The organism is Salipiger bermudensis (genome assembly GCF_017309175.1).
In the GTDB taxonomy this organism is placed as follows: Bacteria; Pseudomonadota; Alphaproteobacteria; order Rhodobacterales; family Rhodobacteraceae; genus Salipiger; species Salipiger bermudensis.
In genome coordinates, this window is sequence record NZ_JAEKJV010000005.1 from 134,543 (window position 1) to 157,926 (window position 23,384).

Here is a 23,384-nt window from a genome sequence, read left to right on the forward strand (position 1 = left end):
TGGCAATGGCGATTCTCTTTAGAGTGACATGCCGATAGGCTATTGCCGGGGCAGCTGGCAAGAAAGGGATGGGGCGGATGCAATCGGTCGTGGCGGCGGTGACGATGGTGCGGGACGACGCGTTCTTCCTGAAGGCGTGGCTGCGCCATTACGGCGAGACGCTGGGGCGCGAGAACTGCTACATCGTCAACCACGGGCGCGGCGAGGAGGTCGCGAAGCTGGCCGAGGGCTGCAACGTGATCGGCATCCCGGGCGATCCGCACCCGAATTTCGATATGAAGCGCTGGCGGCTGCTGAACGGTGTCGTGGCGGGGCTGCGCAGCTATTACAACCATGTCATCGTGGGCGATGTGGACGAGCTGGTCGTGCTCGACCCAGAGGAGGGGCGCGGGCTGGTGGACTATCTTGCCGAGCAGCCGTTGCGGCGGGTGCTGACGCCGCTGGGGCTCGAGGTGATCCATCGCATCGATCTTGAAGAGCAGGCGATCGAGGGGCAGATCCTCGGGCCGCGCCGTCACGTGCGGCTGGCGCCGCATTATTCCAAGCCCTGCGTGCTCTCGCTCGGCACCAAGATCGCGCGCGGCGGGCATTTCACCCAGGCCTCGAAGCTCTTTACGCCGGATCCGCTGTACCTCTTCCACCTGAAGTTCTGTGACTTCGGCACCTATGTCGAGGCGATGGACCGGCGCAACGCCGTCACCGAAGAGATCGGCGTGGGCGTGAAGGAGGCCGCGATCGGGCGCCACTGGTTCGCAGAGGCGCGGGGCGAGGATCGCGCGCTCTTCGAGGGCTTCGCGGCGTTGCCGATGCAGGAGGGGTTCGACCTCGCCTGGGTGCGCAAGCGCATGAAGCGGAGTTGGAAGGCGCGGGGTGAGACCGGCTACTGGCAGTTCGACCGGCCCGATTATGACCAGCAATATCTGCTGCCGGAGCGGTTCAGCGGGCTGTTCTGAGCAAGCGGTGCGGGAGGTGGGGCGTTGGCGGTATGCCTGCCTCCTGGCAGAAACACCGATGACCGCCGCAAGCGGCGGTCAGGGCGCGTGGGCTTTTCCGATGCGTGAGGGGGCGCGATCGGTCGGCGCGTCACGATGGGATCAGGTCACAGGGATCAGTTCAGGCCGTTCGAGGACACGAAGGCAATCGAGGCGAGATCGATATTGGCAGTGCTCGAAGCGGCGACGATCAGCGAACGAGAGTTCTGATCGATCATCCCGAGGCCCGCGTCGAAGACGCTTGCCGGGGTGTAGACCAGCGCGCCGGCGGCGAGGGCGCCGGCCAGAAGGCCCCCGGAGTTGCGCTTGTCGGTGCTGGCGCGGCGCGCCATCAGGAAGCGGAACAGGTGGATGCCAAGCATCACCGCGGAAACCGCGAGCAGGGCGGCCAGCATGAAGAACACGTAGTCGTGGTATTCCGCGGGCAGATTGCCCTGAAGCAGGCTGTTCTCGATATGGCCGCGGTTGCGGGCGACCGAGATCACCAGGTAGGCCCAGCCGAAGCCCATGATCAGCGACATGATCGGACGTGCGGGGGAAGAGAAGGACTTCTTCACCTCGCCATGGCGCGAGAATTCGGGGTCAATGCGGCTGACCCGTGCTTTGAAGTCCTGCTGCGTCATCTTGCGAAACGTATAGTTTCTCATGATCCGTTCCTTGACCCTTCGACCCTTCAGATCGTCTTTTCGGGAGAAGGCTGATCCCCATGGGGGCCTCTCCTATCCTTAAGGGTAGGCTAGGAAGCAATCATGGCGGATTTGTGCGCCGATTACGGCTGCAACGGGATTTGAAAACGGAAATTTCTCGAAGTTTTTCGGTATCTTTGGGGGAATTAGGCGGAACGTGACAACTTTGTGGCGATTAGATGCGCTTCCTGACACTTTTCCCACTCTGAAGTCTTTCTGGGGGTCTCTGAGAGGGAAACTTGATTCTCAAGAGTCCCCCTCAGGTTGTTCATCTGTCGTCAGGCTGACATTGCATCGAGGATCCGCGCCCAGCTGCGAATGCCCTTGTGATAGCTTTCGAGATCGTACTTCTCGTTGGGCGAGTGGATCTGGTCGTCATCCTTGCCCCAGCCTACCAGCATGGCGTCCATGTCGAGGATGGTCTTGAAGTAGCCGGCGATCGGGATCGAGCCGCCGCAGCCCGCATAGGCCGCCGGGTCGGGCCACTCGTCGGACAGCGCCTTGCGCGCCGCCTCGAAGCCCGGATGCTCGGTCGACATCTGCGAGGCGGGCGAGCAGCTGTGGTCGGTCCAGGCGATCTTGCAGTCGGCGGGCAGTTGCGCCTCGACCCAGGCACGGAAGTTCTTGCGGATCGCCTGCGGGTCCTGCGTGCCGACGAGGCGGAAGCTGATCTTGGCATGGGCCTCGGAGGGCAGCACGGTCTTGAAGCCGTCGCCGGTATAGCCCGACCAGATGCCGTTGATCTCGGCGGTGGGGCGGGCCCAGATCATCTCCAGCGGGGTGACGCTGTTTTCACCCGCGGGGACCGACAGCCCGACATCGCCGAGGAAGCCCTTGGCATCGAAGCCCAAGCCCTCCCACTGGGCCTTGAGCTCGTCCGACAGCTCCGGCACGCCTTCATAAAGCTCGGGCACCTGGATCACGCCGTTCTCATCGAAGAGCCCGCCGAGGATCCTGGTCAGAACGCGGGCGGGGTTCATGGCGATGCCGCCATACATGCCCGAGTGCAGATCCTTGTCGGGGCCGGTGATGGTCAGCTCCTCGCCGAGCAGGCCGCGCAGCATGGTCATGATCGCCGGGGTCTTCGACTGAAACAGGCCGGTGTCGCAGATCAGCGCGATCTCGGCTTTCAGCTCCTCCGCGTTCTCCTTCATGAACGGCACCAGCGACGGCGAGCCGCTCTCTTCCTCGCCCTCAAGGAAGAAGGTGATCTTGCAGGGCAGCGCGCCGTGCTCGGCCTTCCACGCCCGACAGGCCTCGATGAAGGTCATCAGCTGGCCCTTGTCGTCCGAGCTGCCGCGGCCGCGGATCACCTTGCCCTTGGGCGTCTCCTCGATGGCCGGGTCGAACGGGTCGCGGTCCCACAGGTTCAGCGGATCGACCGGCTGCACATCATAGTGTCCGTAGAACAGCACGTGCGGGCCGGGGCCATCGACATGGCCCACCACCATCGGGTGGCCCGGCGTGGCGCGTTTCTCGGCGCTGACGCCAAGCGTCTGCAGATCCGCCACCAGCCAGTCGGCGGCCTTGTCGCACTCAGCCTTGTAGGCCGGGTCGGTCGAGATCGACTGGATGCGGAGAAGCTCGAGCAGACGATCGGTTGCGGCGGGAAGATCGCTGTCGATGCGGGCGAGAACGGCGTCGAGGGACATGCCATGTGCTCCTGTGGCTGTGGGGAGATTGGGTTCGCCGCGACCCTACCAGCGCCGCGGGCACTGTCCAGAGCAGGCGCTCAGACCGCCACCACCGCGAGCCCGGCCAGCACCATCCCGGCACCGAGCGCCTGCCGCAGGCTCAGCCCTTCGCCGATCCAGCTGGCATAGCCGAGCACCAGCAGCGTCTCGGCGGCGATGATGGCGAGATAGACCACCGAGAGCTCGGCTTGACGCATCAGCAGGATCTCTGCCGCGAAGGCAGCCAGGAACCCCGCGATCGCGAGGGCGAGGCCGGTCGCCATGTGGCCCTGCGCCGAGAGCTTCATGCCGACGGTGGCCAGCGCGTAGCCAGCCGCGGTGCCAAGCACCAGCGTGGGCGCGGAAAGGGCCGGGAGGGACAGGCTCCACATGAAATGACCTTTGAAAATCCACTATCAAATCGGGTGTGGCACCACCGGGGTGGCCTCCACGGGTGTTTTCAATGTCATCACGATGCACGCGCCAGAGTTGTCTGGCGAGTACGATAAACCTTACCCTTCGTCAGGGAGGCCGGGACACGTGAGCAATGCCCCGACCGGCAGCGCTCAGCGCTTTCCGGCGCCGCGGCGACCGGATGCCTCGCGCGACCCGCTGCCGTCGCTGCCGCTGCCAGCCCCGGCGGCGGTGCCGCTGGTCTTGCCATGGGCGTTGCGGCTCATGACGCCGCGCATCTCGTCTTCGCCGGGCGTGTCGGCGCTCTTGGCCTGATTGCTGTCGTGGTTCTTCTCCCTGACTTCGCTCAGGTCGTCGGTCCACGGGTTGGCGTGGCCAGCGGCAAGGGTGCTGGCGCTGCCGGTCAGGGCGATGACGGCAAGGGCCAGTGTCGCGAACTGCTTCATGCTGCTCTCTCCTCTCATTGTCTCGGATGGCACCCTGGGGTGCAATCTTTAACATATCATTTTTTGAATGTAATGTCGCCGTGGCATGATGTCCCGACACGTGCCGGCAGCGCTCACGCTTGCGGGAGGGCAGGGGAACGCGCTTGAATTGCTGTATTCGGACGGTATCTATGCGCCAGATCCCGATGCGCCCCGAGAGACGACGCCGGAACACGATCCGAAAGTCTTGATGCAAATCAAGGCCGCGACTCTTAGTCTCTTTCTAAACCGTGGACAGGATGCACTGTGAGCGTTATCCATTCACGAACGTGAATGCGGGTAGGACCGCCGACGAGACGCCGCGCAGCCAGCAACGACGTGGCCAAAGCGAAGGAGGAGATACCGGTGGATTACGCCGCGAAGCTCGACGAAGCCCTGAACCGACTGCACGACGAAGGCCGCTACCGCACCTTCATCGACATCGAGCGCAAGAAGGGCCAGTTCCCGCACGCCACATGGCGCAAGGCCGATGGTTCGGAGCAACCGATCACCGTGTGGTGCGGCAACGACTATCTCGGCATGGGTCAGCACCCGGCGGTGCTGGGCGCGATGCACGATGCGATCGACGCCACCGGCGCAGGCTCGGGCGGCACGCGCAACATTTCGGGCACCACGGTTTATCACAAGCGGCTCGAGGCCGAGCTGGCGGATCTGCACGGCAAGGAAGCGGCGCTGGTCTTCTCCTCCGCCTATATCGCCAATGACGCCACGCTCTCGACCCTGCCCAAGCTGTTCCCCGGACTGATCATCTATTCCGACGAGCTGAACCATGCCTCGATGATCGAGGGCATCAAGCGCAACGGCGGCGCCAAGCGGATCTTCCGTCACAATGATGTCGATCACCTGCGCGAACTGATCGCCGCCGACGACCCGCGTGCGCCGAAGCTCATCGCGTTTGAATCGGTCTACTCGATGGATGGCGATTTCGGCCCCATCGCCGAGATCTGCGATCTGGCAGAGGAGGTCGGCGCGCTGACCTATCTCGACGAGGTGCACGCCGTCGGCATGTACGGCCCGCGCGGCGGCGGCGTGGCCGAGCGCGACCGGCTGGCGCATCGCATCGACATCATCAACGGCACGCTGGGGAAGGCCTTCGGCGTGTTCGGCGGCTACATCGCGGCGAGCGAAAAGATGTGCGACGCTGTGCGCTCCTACGCGCCGGGCTTCATCTTCACGACCTCGATCCCGCCGGCGGTGGCGGCCGGTGCGGCGGCCTCGATCGCTCATCTCAAGCAGGACCAGGGGCTGCGCGACAGGCACCAGACACAGGCGCGGATCCTCAAGACCCGGCTCAAGGGCATGGGGCTGCCGATCATCGACCACGGCAGCCACATCGTTCCGGTGATCGTCGGTGACCCTGTGCACACCAAGCAGCTCTCGGACATGCTGCTCGATGGTTACGGCATCTACGTCCAGCCGATCAACTTCCCCACCGTGCCGCGCGGCACCGAGCGTCTGCGCTTCACGCCCTCGCCAGTGCACGGCCCCGACGAGATGGACAAACTGGTGCATGCGCTCGATGCGCTGTGGTCGCATTGCGCCCTGAACCGTCAGGAACTCAGCGCCTGATCCGATCACACTCCGGTCCCGGAGCGCTGAGTGTCTTGCCAACCCTCCCGTCCGCATGGACCGGGAGGGTTTATCTATCTTTTTACCAATTCGGCGCAGGATCACATCGCGCCGAACGAGAATCCAGCCGATGGGATTCGTGAACAGATAGAGGAACTTCGGCGCGGCCCGCTTCGTTGGGCCAAGTGCACGATGTACGGGCGGGCTTGCGCAGAACGACGCTCATAGCCTGCCGAATCTCTGTAAAAGCAGTTGTGATGTGCTAACGTGGCTCTAATAAAACGCGCGACGCGAATCGCGAAAGCGTGATTGGGCAGGCGAGCTGGGACAGCACCATTTTTAGGTTGAACGCATGATCGGGCGGAAATCCTCACGTAGGCCGGACGAGGTCGTCGAAGATGATGGCCCGCGCGGATTTGATGATTTTGCACTGCGGCTTGGCGATGTCATGCGCGGTGAACGCGCGACCATGGGCAAATCGCTGCTCGACGTCCAGCGCGAGCTGAGGATCAAGGCAAGCTACATCGCCGCGATTGAGAACTGCGATCCCTCCGCCTTCGATACCCCGGGCTTCATCGCCGGCTACGTGCGCTCCTATGCGCGCTATCTCGGCATGGATCCGGACGAGTGCTTCCAGGAATTCTGCGCCGAGAGCGGATTCTCCGTCGCGCACGGCATGTCCGAGAACGCCTCGACCATCCGCAAGCCGAACTACACCAAGTCCGAAGCGCCGCGCCCCGCCGCGCGCGATCCCTTCGCCGAGCCGCGGATGCCCTTCGTGCCCGCCGGCGACAGCCTGCTGTCGCGGATCGAGCCCGGGGCGGTGGCCTCGATGCTGGTGCTGGTCGCGCTGATCGGCGGCATCGGGTATGGCGGCTGGGCGGTCCTGCGCGAGGTGCAGCGTGTGCAGCTTGCCCCGGTCGACCAGACCCCGGTGGTGCTGAGCGAGCTCGACCCGCTCGATGGCGCGGTCGCGCCGGTCGCGGAAGAGGGCACCACCGATGATGTGGTGGCGCAGGCCGATGGCGTTGGCGCCTTCTCGCCCCCGGGCGCCGAGGCGCTCGACCGTCTCTATCGTCCGCAAGCGCTCGACGTGCCGGTGCTGGTGGCCCGCGATGCGCCGATTTCCTCGCTTGATCCTGCCACGGTCGGTGTCTTCGCGCAGCGCGGCACCGTGCCGCCGGCGCCGGTTGCCGCCCCCGATGGTTCCGAGCGTCAGCTTGCGCAGCTGCAGCCGGTGGCGCCGCAGCTCGGCACCGGCGATCAGATGACGCTGGTCGCAGTGCGCCCGGCCTGGGTGCGCGTGCGCGGCGACGATGGCAGCGTGCTGTTCGAGCGCGTGATGGATGCCGGAGAGACCTGGGCGGTGCCGGCAGGGCAGACCGATCCCAAGCTCAACGTGGGCGAGTCCGGCGCGGTCTATTTCGCGGTGAACGGCCAGACCTACGGCCCGGCCGGTCCCACCGGCACGGTGACCCGCGACCTGTCGCTTCAACCCGAGCTGATCGCCGCCGCCTACACCCCGGCCGACGCCACGCGCGACACCGATCTGCAGCGCGTGATGGACGACCTGACCCAGTTCGCAGCGGCGCAGCCGCAGGGCGAGCCCGGCCAGCCCAAGGTGCTCGAGGACAGCGCTCCCGGCGTGACGATGATCGCCGTGCGCACCGCGTGGGTGAGGGTCCGCGCTGCTGACGGCTCGGTGATCTACGAGGCGACCATGCGCGCCGGCGACACGTTCGAGCTGCCCAGCACCGAGGATCCGGCGACCCTGCGGGTGGGCGAATCCGGCGCGGTCTATTTCGCCGTCAACGGCCAGACCTACGGCCCGGCCGGCGACACCGGCGCGGTGACCTCGAACCTTGCGCTCTCGGTCGACAACCTGACCTCGAGCTACCAGGTCGCCGACATCGCGCGTGACGCCGATCTCGAGCGGGTGGTCGCCGAGCTCAACAGCGGCGTAACCGTCACCGACTGATCCGCGCCTCGGTTTCCGTCCGGTTCCCGGCCCGGGTGTCACGCAATCGTCTCTGGTCTCGTGGCGCTCGCGGCATTAGGTATGGCCGCACGCGAACCACCTGTCTCGAGGAGCCTTGCGGCATGAGCCACAATCCGATCCGTCCCTGGCGCAACATCGAGCGGCGCAAGTCGCGCCGGATCATGGTCGGCAACGTGCCGGTGGGCGGCGACGCCCCGATCTCGGTCCAGACCATGACCAACACGATCACCACCGACGTCAAGGCGACGGTGGAACAGGTCCAGCGCGCCGCCGAGGCCGGGGCCGATATCGTGCGCGTCTCGGTCCCCGACGAGGACAGTGCGAAAGCTCTGAAGGAGATCGTGCGCGAAAGCCCGGTGCCGATCGTCGCCGACATCCATTTCCACTACAAGCGCGGCATCGAGGCCGCCGAGGCCGGCGCCGCCTGCCTGCGCATCAATCCCGGCAACATCGGCAGCGAGGCCCGCGTGCGCGAGGTCATTGCCGCTGCCCGCGATCATGGCTGCTCGATGCGCATCGGGGTGAATGGCGGCTCGCTCGAGAAGCACCTGCTGGAGAAATACGGCGAGCCATGCCCCGAGGCGATGGTCGAGAGCGCGCTCGATCACATCCGCATCCTCGAGGACAACGATTTCCACGAGTTCAAGATCTCGGTGAAGGCCTCGGACGTGTTCCTGTCGTCCGCTGCCTACATGGGGCTTGCCGACGTGACCGACAAGCCGATCCACCTCGGCATCACCGAGGCGGGCGGCCTGACCTCGGGCACGATCAAGAGCGCCATCGGCCTCGGCCAGTTGCTCTGGATGGGCATCGGCGACACGCTGCGCGTCTCGCTTTCCGCCGATCCGGTCGAGGAGATCAAGGTCGGCTACGAGATCCTCAAGTCTCTCGGCCTGCGCCATCGCGGCGTCAACATCATCTCCTGCCCGTCCTGCGCCCGTCAGGGCTTTGACGTGATCAAGACCGTCGAGGCGCTGGAAGAGCGCCTCGAGCACATCAAGACGCCGATGTCGCTGTCGATCATCGGCTGCGTGGTGAACGGCCCCGGCGAGGCGCTGATGACCGATGTGGGCTTTACCGGCGGCGGCGCCGGCAGCGGCATGGTCTATCTCGCGGGGAAGGCCAGCCACAAGATGAGCAACGACCAGATGATCGACCACATCGTCGAGGAGGTCGAGAAGAAGGCGGCGCAGATCGAGGCAGAGGCCGACGCCGCCACCGAAGCGGCAGAGTAACGCGGTCGGGCCCAGGAGACGCGGCCGTGGCCCAGAGCCGGGCCGCGGCTCCCTGCCGATCCGTCAGAACAAGACGCTCCTCGCGCAGCGCCGGCCCAACGCCATGTTGTCATTCGCTCAGGGCCGTGCGTCGATGATCCGCGACGCGACGCCAAGCACCACGCCCTCGCGGCCCTCGAGCGTCTCGGCCAGGGCCTCGGCCACCGAGGCCACGCTCTCGTCGCGCGGGCGGCGGATGTCGAAGAGAGGTTCGCGCGACAGGATCGCCACCACCTCGGACTTGCCGTAATCGCCTTCGGTCACCTGCACCGCCAGCCGCGTCGGGTCCTCGGTCAGCGACGAGATCGGCCACAGCACGCGGATCTTGCGAATGCCGTTCTCGACCACGCCGAGTGCGTCGACCGAGGTCTCCTCGGCATTCATGTTGGGCAGGATGTGGAAGACCTTGCCGGTGTTGTCGACCACCATCACCCAGAGCGAGGCGTCGGCCACGTCGGCGGGCAGCTGGATCTCGGCCACCGGGTTCTCGCCTGTGCGGTAGACACCGGTGAGCACCGGCTTGCCCGTGCCGCCGTCGCCGAGCCAGATCGACACCGGCCCGGCGGGCGTGTTGGGCATCACCGAGCGGATGGCGCAGAGATCCTCGTTCAGGGTGCGGGTTTCGATACGCAGCTTGCGGTCGCCGATGGCCGGGCTCAGGTCGGCGCGCATCGCCTCGGCCACCGCTTCGTCCGAGATGTCGCCGGTGATGGTGACGGTTTCGAACAGCGCATAGGTCACGCCATCGCCGTCGAGCTGCTCGAGCGGGCCGCAATCGGCGTGGCCGGCGAGCACCCGGTCGAGCGCGGAGGCCTGCAGCCGCTCGGGCCCTGCCAGCAGTTCGGCGCTGACCGCGAGCGCGCTGTCGCGCCCCGAAATGGCATCGCGGAGCGCGTCGCGCGCCGGCGTGCTGGGGGCGAGGCCGGTGAGCCGGGCGGTGTTGCCGCTGACCTCGAGGTCCCAGCTTTCGAGCGGCGCGAGGCTGGTGAGCAGCGTTGCAACCTCCTCGGTCCAGCCCTCGAAGGGCAGGCCTGTCGCGAGCGTCAACGCGCCCTCGGGTGCGGCACCGCCCGCGGCCTCGCCGAAGGCGGCGCTCAGCGTCTGCGCCGCCGCCTCGTCGGGGGCGTTGCCGCTCAGGTGCGGGGTGGCGCCGTTCTTGACGGCGCTCAGCCGGTAGGGTTCGGCCTGGGGCAGGGGCGGCGGGAACAGCGCATCAAACGCGCCGCCCTGCCACAGCGCGACGCCGCCGGCGGCCATCGCCACCAAGAGCCCGGCTGCGATCATCCCGCCGCGGCCGCCCGTCTTCTTTTTCTGCTTTCCGGTCGCCTTGCCCGAGAACGGCTTCAGCCAACTGTCGAGCTTCTCCAGCGCCTCGGTCGCATCGCGCGGACGGTTGCGCAGATCGGGGGCGGCGAGCCATTCGATCAGGTCCTTCAGCGGCGATTCCAGCCCCGAGGTGTCGAGCGGACGCGCCTTGAAGCGCACCACCTCGCCGGGATTGGTGCCCACCTCCGGCACTTCGCGCCGCTTCACTGCCAGCAGAGAGGCGCCGAGCGCATAGAGGTCGGCGCGGAAATCCGCGTCACCGTCGAGCTGCTCGGGGGCGGCGTATTCGTATTTCCCCGCGAACTGCTTGCCGACGATGGTGCGCGCGCCGGCGGCGGTGTCCTTGGCGATGCCGAAGTCGATGATCGTCGCCTGCTCGGGCTCGCCGGCGCGCAGGATGATGTTGTCGGGTGAGAGATCCCGATGGACGATGCCCTGCGCATGGGTCGCCACCAGCCCCTCGAGCACGCGGTGCGCCACGATCAGCAGCTCGCGATCCTCGAGCCGGCGCTGCTCCATCAGGTCGCTGAGCGATATGCCGTCGACGTAATCCATCACGAGGAAGACGTGGCCGTCATCCGAGCGTGAGCAGTCGGAATAGCGCACCACCGCGTCGTTGAGAATGCTGCGCATCTGCTCTTCGCGCTTCATCAGCTCGACATATTCGGACTGGCCCGAGAACTGCGCGTTGAGCGCCTTGATCGCCACGTTGCGCTCGGAAATCTGGTTTCGGGCGAGGTAGACCTCGCCGGTTCCGCCGCGCCCGAGCACGCCAAGCACCTCGTATGTATTGTTGAGCACCTGGCCCTTGGAAAAGATGTCCGTCGCGAGCGGGTCCTTGAGCACGATCTGTTCCTCGTGGCCGGCGAGCGCCAAAGCGGTCGATTTGAAAGCGAAATTAGGTTAGTCTGAAAGCATAATACGAGACCGATTATTTCATTACCGGCTCTGCCGGACAATATTTTTCGCCGGAGATACTCAAAGATGGCCACTCGCGGCTCGCAGGAAACGATCAAGCGCAAGGAGCTTGTCGGCAAGCTCAACCCCACCTGCCTCAAGGCATTTTCCGAGGCTGCACAGGCCGCGAAACGGCGCGGCAACCCTTATGTGGAACTTGTCCACTTCGTCACGGCGCTCGCGGATACCGAGTATTCGGATGTTGCGATTCTCTTTGATGCCGCCGGGGTCGACCGGCACCGTTTCGACGGCGACATCCTCAAGGCGACAGACGCGCTGCCGCATGGCGCGAGCGCCGTCGAGGAGTTCTCCGACCACATCTTCCGCGCCATCCAGGAGGCCTGGAGCCTCGCGTCGCTCGATTACGGCGATGACACGGTGCGCTCGGCCTACTTGCTGATCGCGGCGCTGAAGGTGCCGGTGCTCGAGGGGCTGCTCTACAAGATCAGTCTCGAGTTCGACAAGATCGACCCCAACGCCATGGCCGACCAGCTCGACACGCTGCTGGTCGACAGCGTCGAGCGCCCGGCCACCGCGCCGGAGGAGGCGCCCAAGGCCAAGCCCGCGCCGGGCGGCAAGTCGGCGCTGGCGCAATACGCCACCAACCTCACCGAGCGCGCCAAGGCGGGCAAGATGGACCCGGTGGTGGGCCGCGACCCCGAGATCCGGCAAATCGTCGACATCCTGCTGCGGCGCAAGCAGAACAACCCGATCCTCACCGGCGAGGCCGGGGTCGGCAAGACCGCGGTGGTCGAGGGCTTCGCCCAGCGGCTGGCGCGCGGCGACGTGCCGCCGCAGCTGCGCAATGTCGATCTGCACATGCTCGACATCGGCCTGATGCAGGCTGGCGCCTCGGTGAAGGGCGAGTTCGAGAAGCGCCTCAAGGCGGTGATCGAGGAGGTGCAGAGCTCGGACACGCCGATCATCCTGTTCATCGACGAGGCTCACACCCTGATCGGGGCGGGCGGTGCCGCCGGCACCGGCGATGCGGCCAACCTGCTGAAGCCGCCGCTGGCGCGCGGCGAGCTGCGCACCATCGCGGCCACGACATGGGCGGAGTACAAGCAGCATATCGAGCCCGACCCGGCGCTGACCCGGCGCTTCCAGACGGTGATCGTCGACGAGCCCGACGAGGAGAAGGCTGTGCTGATGTGCCGGGGCGTGGCCGGCGTGCTCGAGAAGCACCACAAGGTCGAGCTGCTGGACGAGAGCATCGAGGCGGCGGTGAAGCTGTCGCATCGCTACATCCCGGCACGGCAGTTGCCCGACAAGGCCATCAGCCTGCTCGACACCGCCTGCGCCCGCGTCGCGGTGAGCCAGCACGCCACCCCTGCCGAGGTCGAGGATTGCGAGCGGCGGTTGGCGGCGCTCGAGATCGAGTCCGGCATCATCGAACGCGAGGAGGCGATTGGCATCGAGGTCGACGCGCGCGCCGCCGAGGTGGCAGCCCAGCTTGCCGATGCGCAGGCCTGTCTCGACCGCGCCAATGCGCGCTGGGAGGAGGAAAAGGCCATCGTGGCCGAGATCCTCGACTTGCGTGCCCAGCTGCGCGGCGCCGGGGCCAAGCTCGACGAGACCGGCGAGATCGGCGACGCGCCGCCGCCCGAGTGGGAGGTCGCCGAAGGCGACGTTGCCGTGGCCGAGGCCCCGGTTCAGACCGAGCCCGTGACCGAGAGCTTCGACCGCGCCGCCGCGCTCGACAGCCTGCGCGAGCGCATGGCGGCGCTGAGCGCGGCGCAGGGCGAGACGCCGCTGATCCTGCCGGCGGTCGATGCCATGGCGGTGGCCGCGGTGGTGCAGGACTGGACCGGCATTCCCATGGGACGGATGCTGGCAAGCCAGACCGAGCGCGCGCTGTCGCTGGCGAGCAACCTCGCCGAGCGGGTGGTCGGTCAGGACCACGCCATGGAGATGATCGCCAACCGCATCCAGACCTCTGCCGCCGGGCTCAAGGCGCCCGAGAAGCCGGTGGGCGTGTTCCTGCTCTGCGGCCCCTCTGGCGTCGGCAAGACCGAGACCGCGCTGGCGCTGGCCGAGCTGATGTATGGCGGCGAGGACAACCTCATCTCGATCAACATGAGCGAATACCAGGAGGCCCACACGGTCTCGACGCTGAAGGGCGCGCCTCCGGGCTATGTCGGCTACGGCAAGGGCGGGGTGCTGACCGAGGCGGTGCGGCGCCGACCCTATTCGGTGGTGCTGCTCGATGAGGTCGAGAAGGCGCATCCCGATGTGCACGAGATTTTCTTTCAGGTCTTCGACAAGGGCATGATGGATGACAGCGAGGGCCGCCGGATCGACTTCAAGAACACGCTGATCCTGCTGACCTCGAATGTCGGCTCGGACGAGATCATGCGGCTGACGAAGGACGGCACCGAAGCGGTCGAGGAGCAGGTGCTCTCGGACGCGCTGCGCCCGCCGCTGCTCAACGTCTTCCCGGCGGCGCTGCTGGGGCGGGTGGTGACGATCCCGTACTATCCGCTCTCGGACACGATGATCGAGGCCATCGCCGGTCACAAGCTGCGCGGCATCGCCAAGCGGCTGGGCGAGGGCTATGGCGCCGAGCTGGTGATGGGCGACGGCGCGATGCAGGTCATCAAGGATCGCTGTACCGAGATCGAGAGCGGCGGCCGGATGATCGACGCCATTCTGACCAACACGCTGCTGCCAGAGCTGAGCCGGCGAATCCTGTCCTATCAACTGGAGAAGAAGGCGCTGCACAGGGTCACGGTGACCGGCGGTCCCGAGGGGTTCGGTTACGCGTTCGATTAGGCCGGTGCGGCGGAAACGGGCGCGGTCGTCGCTCGGTTTTTGGTAATATGTTGCAACTATTAGGAGAATCTTGACGTAGCGTCGCGATCATTTTCTCGCGAGCCTGCGTTTTGGGCATTGAATACCTTACCTTCAAGATCGTTGCCCGAATCGACGCCGTCTGTAACACTTTGTTTCGTTAAGTCATTTTTTAGAGGCCATTTCTGATGGAGATCGTTTCGCTCCTGGCGCCTGTGGAAGGCGATCAGCCTTCCGGTGTCGAGTTGAGAAATGATGGGAGGTTTCACGCCATCGAGCGTCTGCTCGAGGCTGCCGACAGCAGCGTTCGCCTTAAGGATGATGGAGCGATCAACGAGGCGGCGGCTGCGGTGCCGTGGCAGGAGATCATGGACGAGGGCCGGGCGCTCTCTGCCGATGGTCGCGATCTGCGACTCCTGGTGATCCTCGTGCGGGCCGGCTACGGCAGCGAGGGCTTCGAGGGGCTGCGCCACGGGCTCGAGCTTCTGACCAAGACGCTGGCCGACTACTGGGACAGCCTGCACCCGGCGCTGCGCGACCGGCCCGATCCGAAGATGGCGGTGCTGCCGCGCTCCAACGCGTTGCGCCAGCTCGAGAACGACGACAACGGTCTGCTGGGCGATTTGCGCTGGGGCTTTGTGCTGACCCCGCGCGGCATCGGCCCGATCAGCGGCGATGACCTTGCGAAGGCTGGGTTGAGCGATTTCGAGATGCTCAACCGCGCCGCTTCGGGTCTGAGCCAGGGCGAGAAGGACGCGCTGGTCTCGAAGCACGGCCAGCGGGTCAACCGGGTGAACGCGGCGACGCGGGCGCTCGCCACCGAGGAGACCGAGCGCGCCGACGCGATGATCGCGGATCTGATGGCCTGCGAGGCGGGCATCAAGGCGCTGTGCGCCGCTTTCGATCAGGGCGCCGGGCTGCCGGAGGGGCAGGGACTGATCCTGCCCGAGCTGCTCGAGTTCCTCGAGCGCTGCCGCGCCAGCCTCGAGATGGGCCGCGCTGCCGTGGCCGGGTCCGCCGCGCCCGAGACACAGGCCGCCGCGCCTGCACCGGACGGCGCGGCCGCAGCGCCCGCCGCCGGGGCCGCGCCCGCCGCTGCCGCACCGGCGGTGCCGGCGGTCGATGGCGCGATCCGCAACCGCGCCGATGTCGAGAATTCGCTCGACCGCATCGTCGAGTTCTACGAGCGCACCGAGCCCTCGTCTCCGATCCCGCATCTCGCCCGGCGGATGCGGCGCATGGTGGCGATGGATTTCTTGGAGCTGATGGAAGAGATCGCGCCCTCGGGACTGAAGGAGTTCCGCAACATCGCCGGGGTCGACGACAAGAAGAAATAGGGACACAGGAAAGGTATTCGGATGGCCGACAGCAAGCAGAAAGTCATTGAACGAAACCGGGCCCCCCGGGTTCAGATCGCCTATGACGTGGAGCATTACGGCAGCCCCACGACCATTGAACTGCCCTTCGTGATGGGGGTGATGGCGGACCTTTCCGGTGCCTCCGAGACGCCCGAGGCGAAAAAGCCGATCGGCGACCGCAATTTCGTTGAGACCGATGCCGGGCGCTTCAACAAGTTCATGGAAGCGCTGGCACCGCGGGTGAAGGCGCGGGTCAAGAACACTCTGCCGGCCGAAGAGGGCGAGGAGGCGGACGAGGAGATGTTCGTCGATCTCAGCTTCAAGAGCATGAGCGATTTCGCCCCCGACAAGGTCGCCGAGCAGGTGCCGGCGCTCAACGAGCTGCTCGGCATGCGCCGCAAGCTCGAGGAGCTGCTCAGCTACATGGACGGCAAGGTCGATGCGGAGAAGCGCATCGCCCAGCTTCTCAACAACGAGCCGCTGCTGGCGCAGGCCGCAGAGCAGGCGATGGCCGCGCAGGCCGACAGCAAGGAGGACTGACGCATGGCTGAAGAACAGAAGACGGACGCCGGCGGCGCAGCCGAGGCCGAAGCGCTCGACCTCGGGGAGTTCTCCTCGCTGCTCGAGAAGGATTTCCGGGTCAAGGACGCCGAGAGCGACAAGTTGCAGTCGCTGGTCGCCAACCTCGCGGTTGCGGCGAAGGAGAAGTCGGGCACCGCGACGATCTCGGGCAACGCGGTGAAGTCGATCAAGTCGCTGATCGCCGGCATCGACCAGATGCTGTCGAAGCAGATGAACGAGATCCTGCACGCTCCCGAGGTGCGCGAGATCGAGGGCACCTGGCGCGGCCTGCATTACCTCGTGAACAACACCGAAACGGATCAGAAGCTGAAGATCCGGGTGATGAACATGAAGAAGGACGAACTGGCCGACCACCTCGAGGACTACGAGGGCCAGATGTGGGACCAGTCTGCGGTCTTCAAGAAGATTTACTCGGACGAATACTCGATGTTCGGCGGCGAGCCCTTCGGTGCCATCGTCGGCGCCTACGAGTTCAGCCACAAGCCCAAGGACGTGGGCATGCTGCGCAATCTCAGCGGCATCTGCGCCTCGGCCCACGCGCCGTTCATCGCCGCCGCCGCGCCGCAGCTGTTCCGCATGGAAAGCTGGCAGGAACTGCCCAATCCGCAGGACCTCGAGCAGATCGTCTCGAGCCCGGAATATGCCAGCTGGCAGTCGCTGCGCGAATCCGAGGATGCGCGCTATATCGGCCTGACCATGCCGCGCGTGCTCGGGCGTCTGCCCTACGGCGCCGAGACGGTGCCGGTGAAGGGCTTCGATTTCGAGGAAGAGCTCGACGGCCAGCACGACCATTACGTCTGGATGAACGCGGCCTTCGCCATGGGCGTGAACATCAACCGCAGCCACAAGATCTCGGGCTGGGGAACGCAGATCCGGGGCGTGGAATCCGGCGGCACGGTGATGAACCTGCCGGTGCACACCTTCCCCACGGATGACGGCTCGGTGGCGATGAAATGCCCCACCGAGATCGCCATCGACGACCGGCGCGAGGCGGAACTGGCCAAGCTCGGCATGATGCCCATCCTGCACCGCAAGAATACCGACGTGGCCGCCTTCATCGGTGCCCACTCGCTGCAGGATGACGAAACGCGGGCCGGCAAGCTGGTCGACCCCGATGCGCAGGCGAACGAACGCCTGTCGGCGAACCTTCCCTACCTGTTTCCGGTCAGCCGGTTCGCCCATTACCTCAAAGCCATCGCGCGCGACAAAGTCGGAAGTTTCAAGGAACGCGCCGATATGCAGGTTTGGCTGGGAGAGTGGATTAACCGCTACGTCCTCGCCAATCCGGCCATGGCCGATGACAAGGCCAAGGCCCGAAGACCGCTTGCTGCCGCTGAGGTGCAGGTGGACAGTGTCGAGGGACGTCCCGGGTATTACAACGCCCGCTTCTACCTTCGGCCGCACTACCAGCTGGAGGGGATCAATGCGAGCCTGAGGCTCGTCTCCGAGCTGCCCTCCGTGAAATCGTAGCACTGACTTTGAAGCAAATGGAGAGGTAGAATGGCATTTACCGGCTATCTGAAAATCCCGGATATCGACGGCGAGTCGCAGCGCGCCGAGCATGAGGAAGAGATCGACATCACCGACATCATGTGGTCGGTCGAGCAGGCCGCCACTGCGCAGACCGGCCGCGGCCGGGCGCGCTCGCGCGCCGAGGTCTCGTCGCTCTACTGCAAGAAGGTCTACGATGCCTCCTCGCCCTACATCGCGCTCGCCGCGATGCAGGCCAAGAGCTTCAAGGACGTGATCGTGACGGTGCGGCGGGACTCGGGCGATGCCCATCTCGACTACCTCACCATCACCATGACCAACACGATCATCTCGAGATACGAGGTCAATGGCGTCGGGCGGATCACCGATTCCGAGGGCAAGGAGCGTGAAGGTCAGGAGCTGCAGGAGTCGATCGGCTTCGCGTTCGAGAACATCAAGATCAAGTACATCGTCCAGGAGGAGGATCACTCCGCCGGCGACGAGCACGAGGTCGAGTTCGACATCGCCATGGGGGCCTGAGGCGCGCCGATGAGCACCCCTGATGCCCGAAAGTAGCAAGTCGCAGGCTGTCTCCCGGCAGGAAGTTGTCCAGCCGTCCCTCTGGGACCGGTTGGTCAACGACCTGCCGGGGCTTTCGGCCGAGGCCGACGCGCTGTCCCGCGATCTGGCGGTGGCGCTTGGCTCCGCCGAGGAGGTCGGCGTGCTGCTCGAGGGCGGCCTGCGCGGCATCGAACGCCGCGACGGTCTCGACGACGAGACCCGCATCCTCGCGCGGCGTCTGTTCGGGCTGCGCGCCCGGCAGAAGATGCTCGAGGACAGCGGCATCGTGGTCACCGCGGACGTGCTGCGCGAAGCGGTGCGGCGCGACATCGAGATATTGTTCAATACCGAGCGGCTGGAGGCGGACTTCTTGCTGACCGAGCGCGAAATGCTGGACCACGAGAGCCCCGGGGATCTCCTCGCGGAGTTTCCCGAGGTGCGGCGCAGCGTGCTCAATTACGGCGTGCCGTCCTTCTCGGGGCGGAACGGGCTGGATTTCGACGCGGACGCGCTGGCGCGTGAGCTGAAGCTGGTGATGAACACCTTCGAGCCCCGGCTCAAGCGTGACAGCGTCAAGGTCAAGGTCGAGCGCTCCGCCAAGGCCGGGCTGGTGATCCAGATCGAAGGCACGTTGCTGCTGTCACCGGTGCCCGAACGGATGCGCCTGTCGACAACCATCGACCTCGACAACGGCAACGCCCGCACGACGCTGGAGGAGCGCTGATGGACGCGGTCTTCCTTGATTACTACGAAGAAGAGCTCGGCCATATCCGCGGGCTGGCGCAGGAATTTGCCGCCCTGCACCCCAACGTCGCGCGCAACCTCGCGCTCGACGCGGTGCCGTGTCCCGATCCTTACGTCGAGCGGCTGCTCGAGGGCGTGGCCTTCCTTGCCGCGCGCACGCGGCTCAAGGTCGATGCCGAGGCCAGCCGCTACGTGCGCAACCTGCTCGACATGCTCTATCCCGATCTCGCCGGGCCGTCGCCGGCGATGTCGATGGCGCGCATGGGGCCCGGACCGCAGGTCGAGCGGATGCTCGACGGCTACCGCATGAAGCGTGGGACGCGGCTGGTCTCGGGGTTGCGCGAGGGGCTGCAGACCCGCTGTACCTACACCACCGCGCAGGAGGTGCATCTCTGGCCGATCAAGCTTGGCGCGGTGCGCTACCTGCCGGATCGCGGCGCGCTGGCGCAGGCGGGCGTGAGCCAGGCGCTGACCCGAGAGGCCTCGGCCGGGCTGCTGTTCGAGATCGAGCGGCAAGGGGCGGGCGCGCTGTCGGAGCTGTCGCTCGACCGGCTCGATGTCTATCTCGGCACCGGCGCGCGCGGCGGTGCGCTGTTCGACGCGGTGTTCGGCTTCGGGGCAGGGGCCGCGGCACGGCCCGCCGACGGGCGCACCCCGTTCCGCCGCATCGACGCACCGCAGATGGTGGGCATCAGCGACACAGAGGCGCTGCTGCCGCGCGTGCGGCCCTCGTTCGAGGGGTACCGCCTGCTGCGCGAGTACTTCCTGATGCCCGAGCGCTTCCACTACCTCCGGCTCGACGGGCTCGCCCCGGTGATCCGCGCCTGCGACAAGGGCAAGGCCGAGATCGTGGTGCTGCTGACCGAGGAGCGCGGCGACCTTTCCAGCACCTCGGCGCAGGACCTGAGCCTGTTCGTGAGCCCGGTCGTCAACCTCTTCGAGCACGAGTGCAACCTCGTGGAGCTGCGGCGCAACCGCTCGGCCCATATCGTGCAGGCCGACCGCACCCGCCCCAAGGATTACGAGATCTACCGCCTCCTGCGGGTCGAGGATGCCGAGGCCGACGGTCCGCAGGCACGGGTCAAGCCGCTGTTCTCGACCGAGGTCAGCGCCGACAGCGGCGCGGTCTATTCCGCCGAACGCCGCCCGCGCCTGCCCGACACCGAGGAGGTGCGCCGTGGCCAGACCCGCTCGAGCTATTCGGGCGACGATTTCTACGTTTCCATCGGTCGCCCGGCCGGCGGCGAGGCGACAAAGCCGCTGCGCCGGCTCGATGTGCGGGCGCTCTGCACCAACCGCGATCTGCCGATCCTCGACGACATGCCCAAGCTCACCCTCGAGACCGGCGATCCGGTGCAGGAGATCCGCCTGCTGCGCAACATGCGCCGGCCGCGCCCGTCGTTGCGCTCGAGCCTGCCGCACGGCGCTGGCGGCGAGGGCCAGCTCGATCACCTTACATGGCGTTGGATCAGCCAGCTCAGCCTCAACCACATCTCGCTGACCGAGAGCCGCGATGGTGCCGAGCCGCTGCAGGCGCTGATCTCGCTCTATGCCGATCGCGGCGACCCGAGCCTGCGCCGCCACGGCGAAAGCGTTGAGGGCATCGAGGCGCGCTCGATCGTCGAGCGGTTGCAGCGCTCGGGGCCGATCTGCTTTGGCCGCGGCACCGAGATCACCTTGCTGGTCAACGATCAGATGCTCTCGGGCGGCAGCGACCTGCTGCTCTCGGCGCTGCTCTCGCGGCTCTTCGCGCGGCACGCGGCGATCAATTCCTTCATCCGGACCCGTACGAAACTGACCCATCAGCAGACGGAGGTGAGATGGCCGATGACGCCGGGCACACGCGCGCTGATCTGAGCGCCGCGCCCCCCTCGGCGGAGGAGATCGCCGAGATGGATTTCTTCGAGCTGCTTCGCCAGCTCGAGACCGAGGACCGCCGCTTCGGACGCTCTGGCGATGCCGGGCGCGAGCCGGCCCGGCTGGGCCAGTCGGCACGCATGAGCTTTGCCACCTCCGATCTCGCCGCCTTTACACCGGCGAGGGGCGCGCACCCGGCGCAGGTCACGGTCAACGTGCTGGGGCTGATCGGACCCGAGGGGCCGATGCCGCTGCACATGACGCGCTGGATCCTGCAGCGCCTGTCGAACCGCTGGTTCTCGGGCGAGAGCGAGGGCGTCACCGCCGACACCTCCTTCCTCGAGTTCGCCAACCTGTTGCAGCACAGGATGATGGCGCTCTACTGGCGCGCCTGGGCCGACACCCGGCCCGAGATCCACATCGCCCATGGCGATGGCGAGCGCATCACCGCGATGCTGCGCGCCTTGGCGGGGATCGGGCTGCCCGGAGAGATGACCGGAGACCGCCGCCTCGACGGCTCCAAGCTGCACCACGCCACCTCGCTGGCGCAGGAGGTGCGCAGCCCCGAGCGGCTGGCGCGCTTCCTCGAGACGGTGCTCGAGATGCCGGTGAGCATCGACGAGTTCTCCGGCCACTGGATCGAGATCCCCGAACCGCTGCAGACCCGCGTGGGGCAGCAATATTGCGGCCTTGGCACCGGGGCGGTGGTGGGGGCGCGCAGCTATGACCGGCAGTCCCGCGCCGAGATCCGGCTCGGGCCGTTGACGCTGTCGCAGTTCACCACCTTCCTCGACGATGCAGAGGCGTGGGACCGGCTGCGCCATGCGGTCGTCTTTGCCATGGGGCGCGACCTCGATTTCGGCCTGCGCCTCGTGCTGCGCGCCGACGAGGTCCCCGAGGCCCGCATCGGCAAGGGCCGGCTGGGGCAGACGCTGTGGCTCGACCCGGTCGCCGGGCGCGATGGCGACGAGCTCTGCTTTGGCAGCCTCACCGAGAGCACCGGCGCTGCGGCGGGAGGGGCATCATGAGTTTGCGACTGGTGATCGAGGCGGCGCCGCGGCCGCAGGCGGTGACCGAGATGGTCTTCGAGGGCGGGCGGCTCAGCATCGGGCGCAGCGACGATGCGGATTGGCAGCTCGACGATCCCGAGATGTTCGTCTCGCGCCGGCATTGCGTGCTGTCGGACGAGGACGGACGGGTGATGGTCACCGATGCGTCCTCCGGCGGGCTGTTCATCGACAACGCGGCCAACCCGGTGGGCGCGGGCAACGCGGTGCCGCTGGAGCCGGGCATGCGGCTGCGACTGGGGGATTTCACCCTGCGGGTGGAGCCTGCCAGCGCCGCTCCGGCGGACCCCGGCAGCGGCACCGTGGCGCCGGCGCGGGTGCAGTCGGGCGGTTTCGATTTCGGCCCGCCCGAGGAGGTCGCCCCGCCGCCCGAGCGCCCGGCCTCGCTGCCCGATCCGTTCGGCCTGCGCCGCGATGGCGGGGAGGCGCTGAGCTGGGAGAAGGAAGAGCCCAAGCCGCCGAGGCCGCTGGATCAGGCCGATCCGTTCGAGCTCGACCTGCGTGGGTCGGCCCGGAGCGCGCCGCGCGGCGAGGACGCGCCCTCAGGTGTGGCGCGCCGTGACGACGCGACGCCGCGCCAGCGCGAGCGGCCCGGACGGGGCTATTTCTTCGACGAGGACGCGACCGCTTCGCGTGGCTCGGAGCCTGTGGGCGAGCCCAGACCCGAACCGGAGCAGGCCCCGCCGCGCCGTTCCGACCTGTTTGCGGATCTCTCGGCGGGGCTTGCGCCGCCCGTGGCGGAGGTCGAGGCGCCCGAGGAACCGGACGAAGACGAGACGCCGATCCTGTCGGCGGATTTTTCCTTCGGCCCGCCACCCAAGCCGGAGCCAGAGCCAGGGCAAGAGACCGCGCCCGAGTCAGAGCGCGGCCCCGAACCGCCCGTGGCCGCCGTCGCGCAGCCCGTGCGCGGCGCCCCTGAGCCTCAGGCCCCGCCGCCCGAAGCCTCCGGGCCGCCGGTCCCACCCCAGCAGCCCGCAGCCAGCGACCCGCCGCCGGCGAGCGGGCAGGGCGACCGGCTCGAGGCGCTGTTCCGGGGCATGGGGCTCGACCCCGAGGGCCGCGAGACATGGAGCGACGAGGAGATCGAGCGCATTGGCGCCTCCATGCGCGCCATGGTCGAGGGGGTCATGCTGCTGCTGCGCACCCGCGCCAAGGAGCGCCAGAAGGTGCGCGTGGCCCAGACCATCATCGCCAGTCAGGACGTCAATCCGTTGAAATTTCTCGCCACCTCCGAGGAGGCGCTGGAGGCGCTGATCCGCCCGCGTGGGCGCGGCTACCTTGCCCCCGAGCCGGCGCTGGCCGAGGCCTTCCGCGATCTCACCGACCACCAGGTGCGTACCTGGTCCGCGTTGCAGACCGCGCTGCGCCGCATGGTCGACAAGTTCGATCCCGCCGAGATCTCGCGCGAGATGGAGGATGTCGGCCGGCTCGAGAGCCTGATCGCCGGGGGGCGCAGCGCCAAGCTGTGGCAGCTTTACGAGGAACGCTACCGCGAAATCGCGCGCTCCGCCGAGGAGCAGTTCCTCGGCGAGGTCGGGGCGGATTTCCGCGAGGCCTATGAAAACCAGAGGAGGGACTGA

The 23,384-nt window shown here is 66.9% G+C and carries 17 protein-coding genes and 2 pseudogenes; 14 read left to right on the forward strand and 5 right to left on the reverse strand.

From position 1 onward, the window contains the following. Window positions 1-77 precede the first annotated feature (77 nt). The gene (locus JF542_RS08640; RefSeq protein WP_207075537.1) at window positions 78-953 is read left to right on the forward strand and encodes a glycosyltransferase family 2 protein; all 876 of its coding nucleotides are present in this window, start codon (window positions 78-80) and stop codon (window positions 951-953) included. Between the two features lie 155 nt (window positions 954-1,108). On the opposite strand, the gene JF542_RS08645 is transcribed toward JF542_RS08640, so the two are convergent. The 4 genes from JF542_RS08645 to JF542_RS08660 form a co-directional block, all read right to left on the reverse strand. Further along, on the reverse strand, window positions 1,109-1,639 hold the full coding sequence (locus JF542_RS08645; RefSeq protein ID WP_007799465.1) for a hypothetical protein: 531 nt from the start codon (window positions 1,637-1,639) through the stop codon (window positions 1,109-1,111). Window positions 1,640-1,956: 317 nt separating this feature from the next. Then, window positions 1,957-3,330, reverse strand: coding sequence for a M20/M25/M40 family metallo-hydrolase (locus JF542_RS08650; protein ID WP_207075538.1), 1,374 nt, complete (start codon window positions 3,328-3,330; stop codon window positions 1,957-1,959). Between the two features lie 80 nt (window positions 3,331-3,410). After that, window positions 3,411-3,743, reverse strand: a complete 333-nt coding sequence (locus JF542_RS08655) for a 5-aminolevulinate synthase (RefSeq protein ID WP_207075539.1) — start codon at window positions 3,741-3,743, stop codon at window positions 3,411-3,413. 174 nt (window positions 3,744-3,917) lie between these two features. Beyond that, entirely contained in the window at window positions 3,918-4,211 is a 294-nt protein-coding gene (locus JF542_RS08660) for a hypothetical protein (protein ID WP_207075540.1), read from the reverse strand. 384 nt (window positions 4,212-4,595) lie between these two features. Between JF542_RS08660 and hemA the strand changes: the two genes are divergently transcribed. The 3 genes from hemA to ispG all read left to right on the forward strand — a co-directional run bounded on the left by hemA (window position 4,596) and on the right by ispG (window position 9,053). Then, a complete protein-coding gene (gene hemA / locus JF542_RS08665) occupies window positions 4,596-5,819 on the forward strand; it encodes a 5-aminolevulinate synthase (protein ID WP_207075541.1) in 1,224 nt (407 codons plus the stop codon). A gap of 352 nt (window positions 5,820-6,171) precedes the next feature. Next, window positions 6,172-7,797 carry a helix-turn-helix domain-containing protein gene (locus tag JF542_RS08670; RefSeq protein WP_007799475.1) on the forward strand — a complete coding sequence of 542 codons (1,626 nt, stop codon included), beginning with the start codon at window positions 6,172-6,174 and terminating at the stop codon, window positions 7,795-7,797. Window positions 7,798-7,919: 122 nt separating this feature from the next. Further along, window positions 7,920-9,053, forward strand: coding sequence for a flavodoxin-dependent (E)-4-hydroxy-3-methylbut-2-enyl-diphosphate synthase (ispG, locus tag JF542_RS08675; RefSeq protein WP_007799477.1), 1,134 nt, complete (start codon window positions 7,920-7,922; stop codon window positions 9,051-9,053). 117 nt (window positions 9,054-9,170) lie between these two features. On the opposite strand, the gene JF542_RS08680 is transcribed toward ispG, so the two are convergent. Then, a complete protein-coding gene (locus tag JF542_RS08680; RefSeq protein WP_207075542.1) occupies window positions 9,171-11,264 on the reverse strand; it encodes a protein kinase domain-containing protein in 2,094 nt (697 codons plus the stop codon). A 128-nt stretch (window positions 11,265-11,392) separates the two neighbouring features. On the opposite strand from JF542_RS08680, the pseudogene JF542_RS24595 reads away from it, so the two are divergent. The 10 genes and pseudogenes from JF542_RS24595 to tagH form a co-directional block, all read left to right on the forward strand. Then, window positions 11,393-11,530: pseudogene (locus tag JF542_RS24595) on the forward strand (hypothetical protein); the annotation flags it as partial. Then, window positions 11,469-14,147: pseudogene (tssH, locus tag JF542_RS08685) on the forward strand (type VI secretion system ATPase TssH); the annotation flags it as partial. The pseudogenes JF542_RS24595 and tssH, both read left to right, overlap by 62 nt. Window positions 14,148-14,353: 206 nt before the next feature. Continuing rightward, window positions 14,354-15,502 (forward strand): type VI secretion system protein TssA, encoded by a 1,149-nt coding sequence (locus JF542_RS08690; protein ID WP_207075544.1) that lies wholly within the window; start codon window positions 14,354-14,356, stop codon window positions 15,500-15,502. A gap of 21 nt (window positions 15,503-15,523) precedes the next feature. Continuing rightward, the gene (gene tssB, locus JF542_RS08695) at window positions 15,524-16,063 is read left to right on the forward strand and encodes a type VI secretion system contractile sheath small subunit (protein ID WP_007799484.1); all 540 of its coding nucleotides are present in this window, start codon (window positions 15,524-15,526) and stop codon (window positions 16,061-16,063) included. 3 nt (window positions 16,064-16,066) lie between these two features. Next, window positions 16,067-17,575: a type VI secretion system contractile sheath large subunit gene (gene tssC, locus JF542_RS08700; RefSeq protein ID WP_007799485.1), complete on the forward strand. Its 1,509-nt coding sequence runs from the start codon at window positions 16,067-16,069 to the stop codon at window positions 17,573-17,575. Window positions 17,576-17,605: 30 nt separating this feature from the next. After that, the gene (locus JF542_RS08705; RefSeq protein ID WP_007799489.1) at window positions 17,606-18,115 is read left to right on the forward strand and encodes an Hcp family type VI secretion system effector; all 510 of its coding nucleotides are present in this window, start codon (window positions 17,606-17,608) and stop codon (window positions 18,113-18,115) included. Between the two features lie 22 nt (window positions 18,116-18,137). Then, window positions 18,138-18,860, forward strand: a complete 723-nt coding sequence (tssE, locus tag JF542_RS08710; protein WP_207075545.1) for a type VI secretion system baseplate subunit TssE — start codon at window positions 18,138-18,140, stop codon at window positions 18,858-18,860. Continuing rightward, window positions 18,860-20,737: a type VI secretion system baseplate subunit TssF gene (gene tssF / locus JF542_RS08715; RefSeq protein WP_207075546.1), complete on the forward strand. Its 1,878-nt coding sequence runs from the start codon at window positions 18,860-18,862 to the stop codon at window positions 20,735-20,737. The genes tssE and tssF overlap by 1 nt, the downstream gene beginning before the upstream one ends. After that, window positions 20,701-21,765 carry a type VI secretion system baseplate subunit TssG gene (tssG, locus tag JF542_RS08720; protein ID WP_207075547.1) on the forward strand — a complete coding sequence of 355 codons (1,065 nt, stop codon included), beginning with the start codon at window positions 20,701-20,703 and terminating at the stop codon, window positions 21,763-21,765. Before tssF ends, tssG begins: the two co-directional genes overlap by 37 nt. Next, the gene (gene tagH, locus JF542_RS08725) at window positions 21,762-23,384 is read left to right on the forward strand and encodes a type VI secretion system-associated FHA domain protein TagH (RefSeq protein ID WP_207075548.1); all 1,623 of its coding nucleotides are present in this window, start codon (window positions 21,762-21,764) and stop codon (window positions 23,382-23,384) included. The genes tssG and tagH overlap by 4 nt, the downstream gene beginning before the upstream one ends.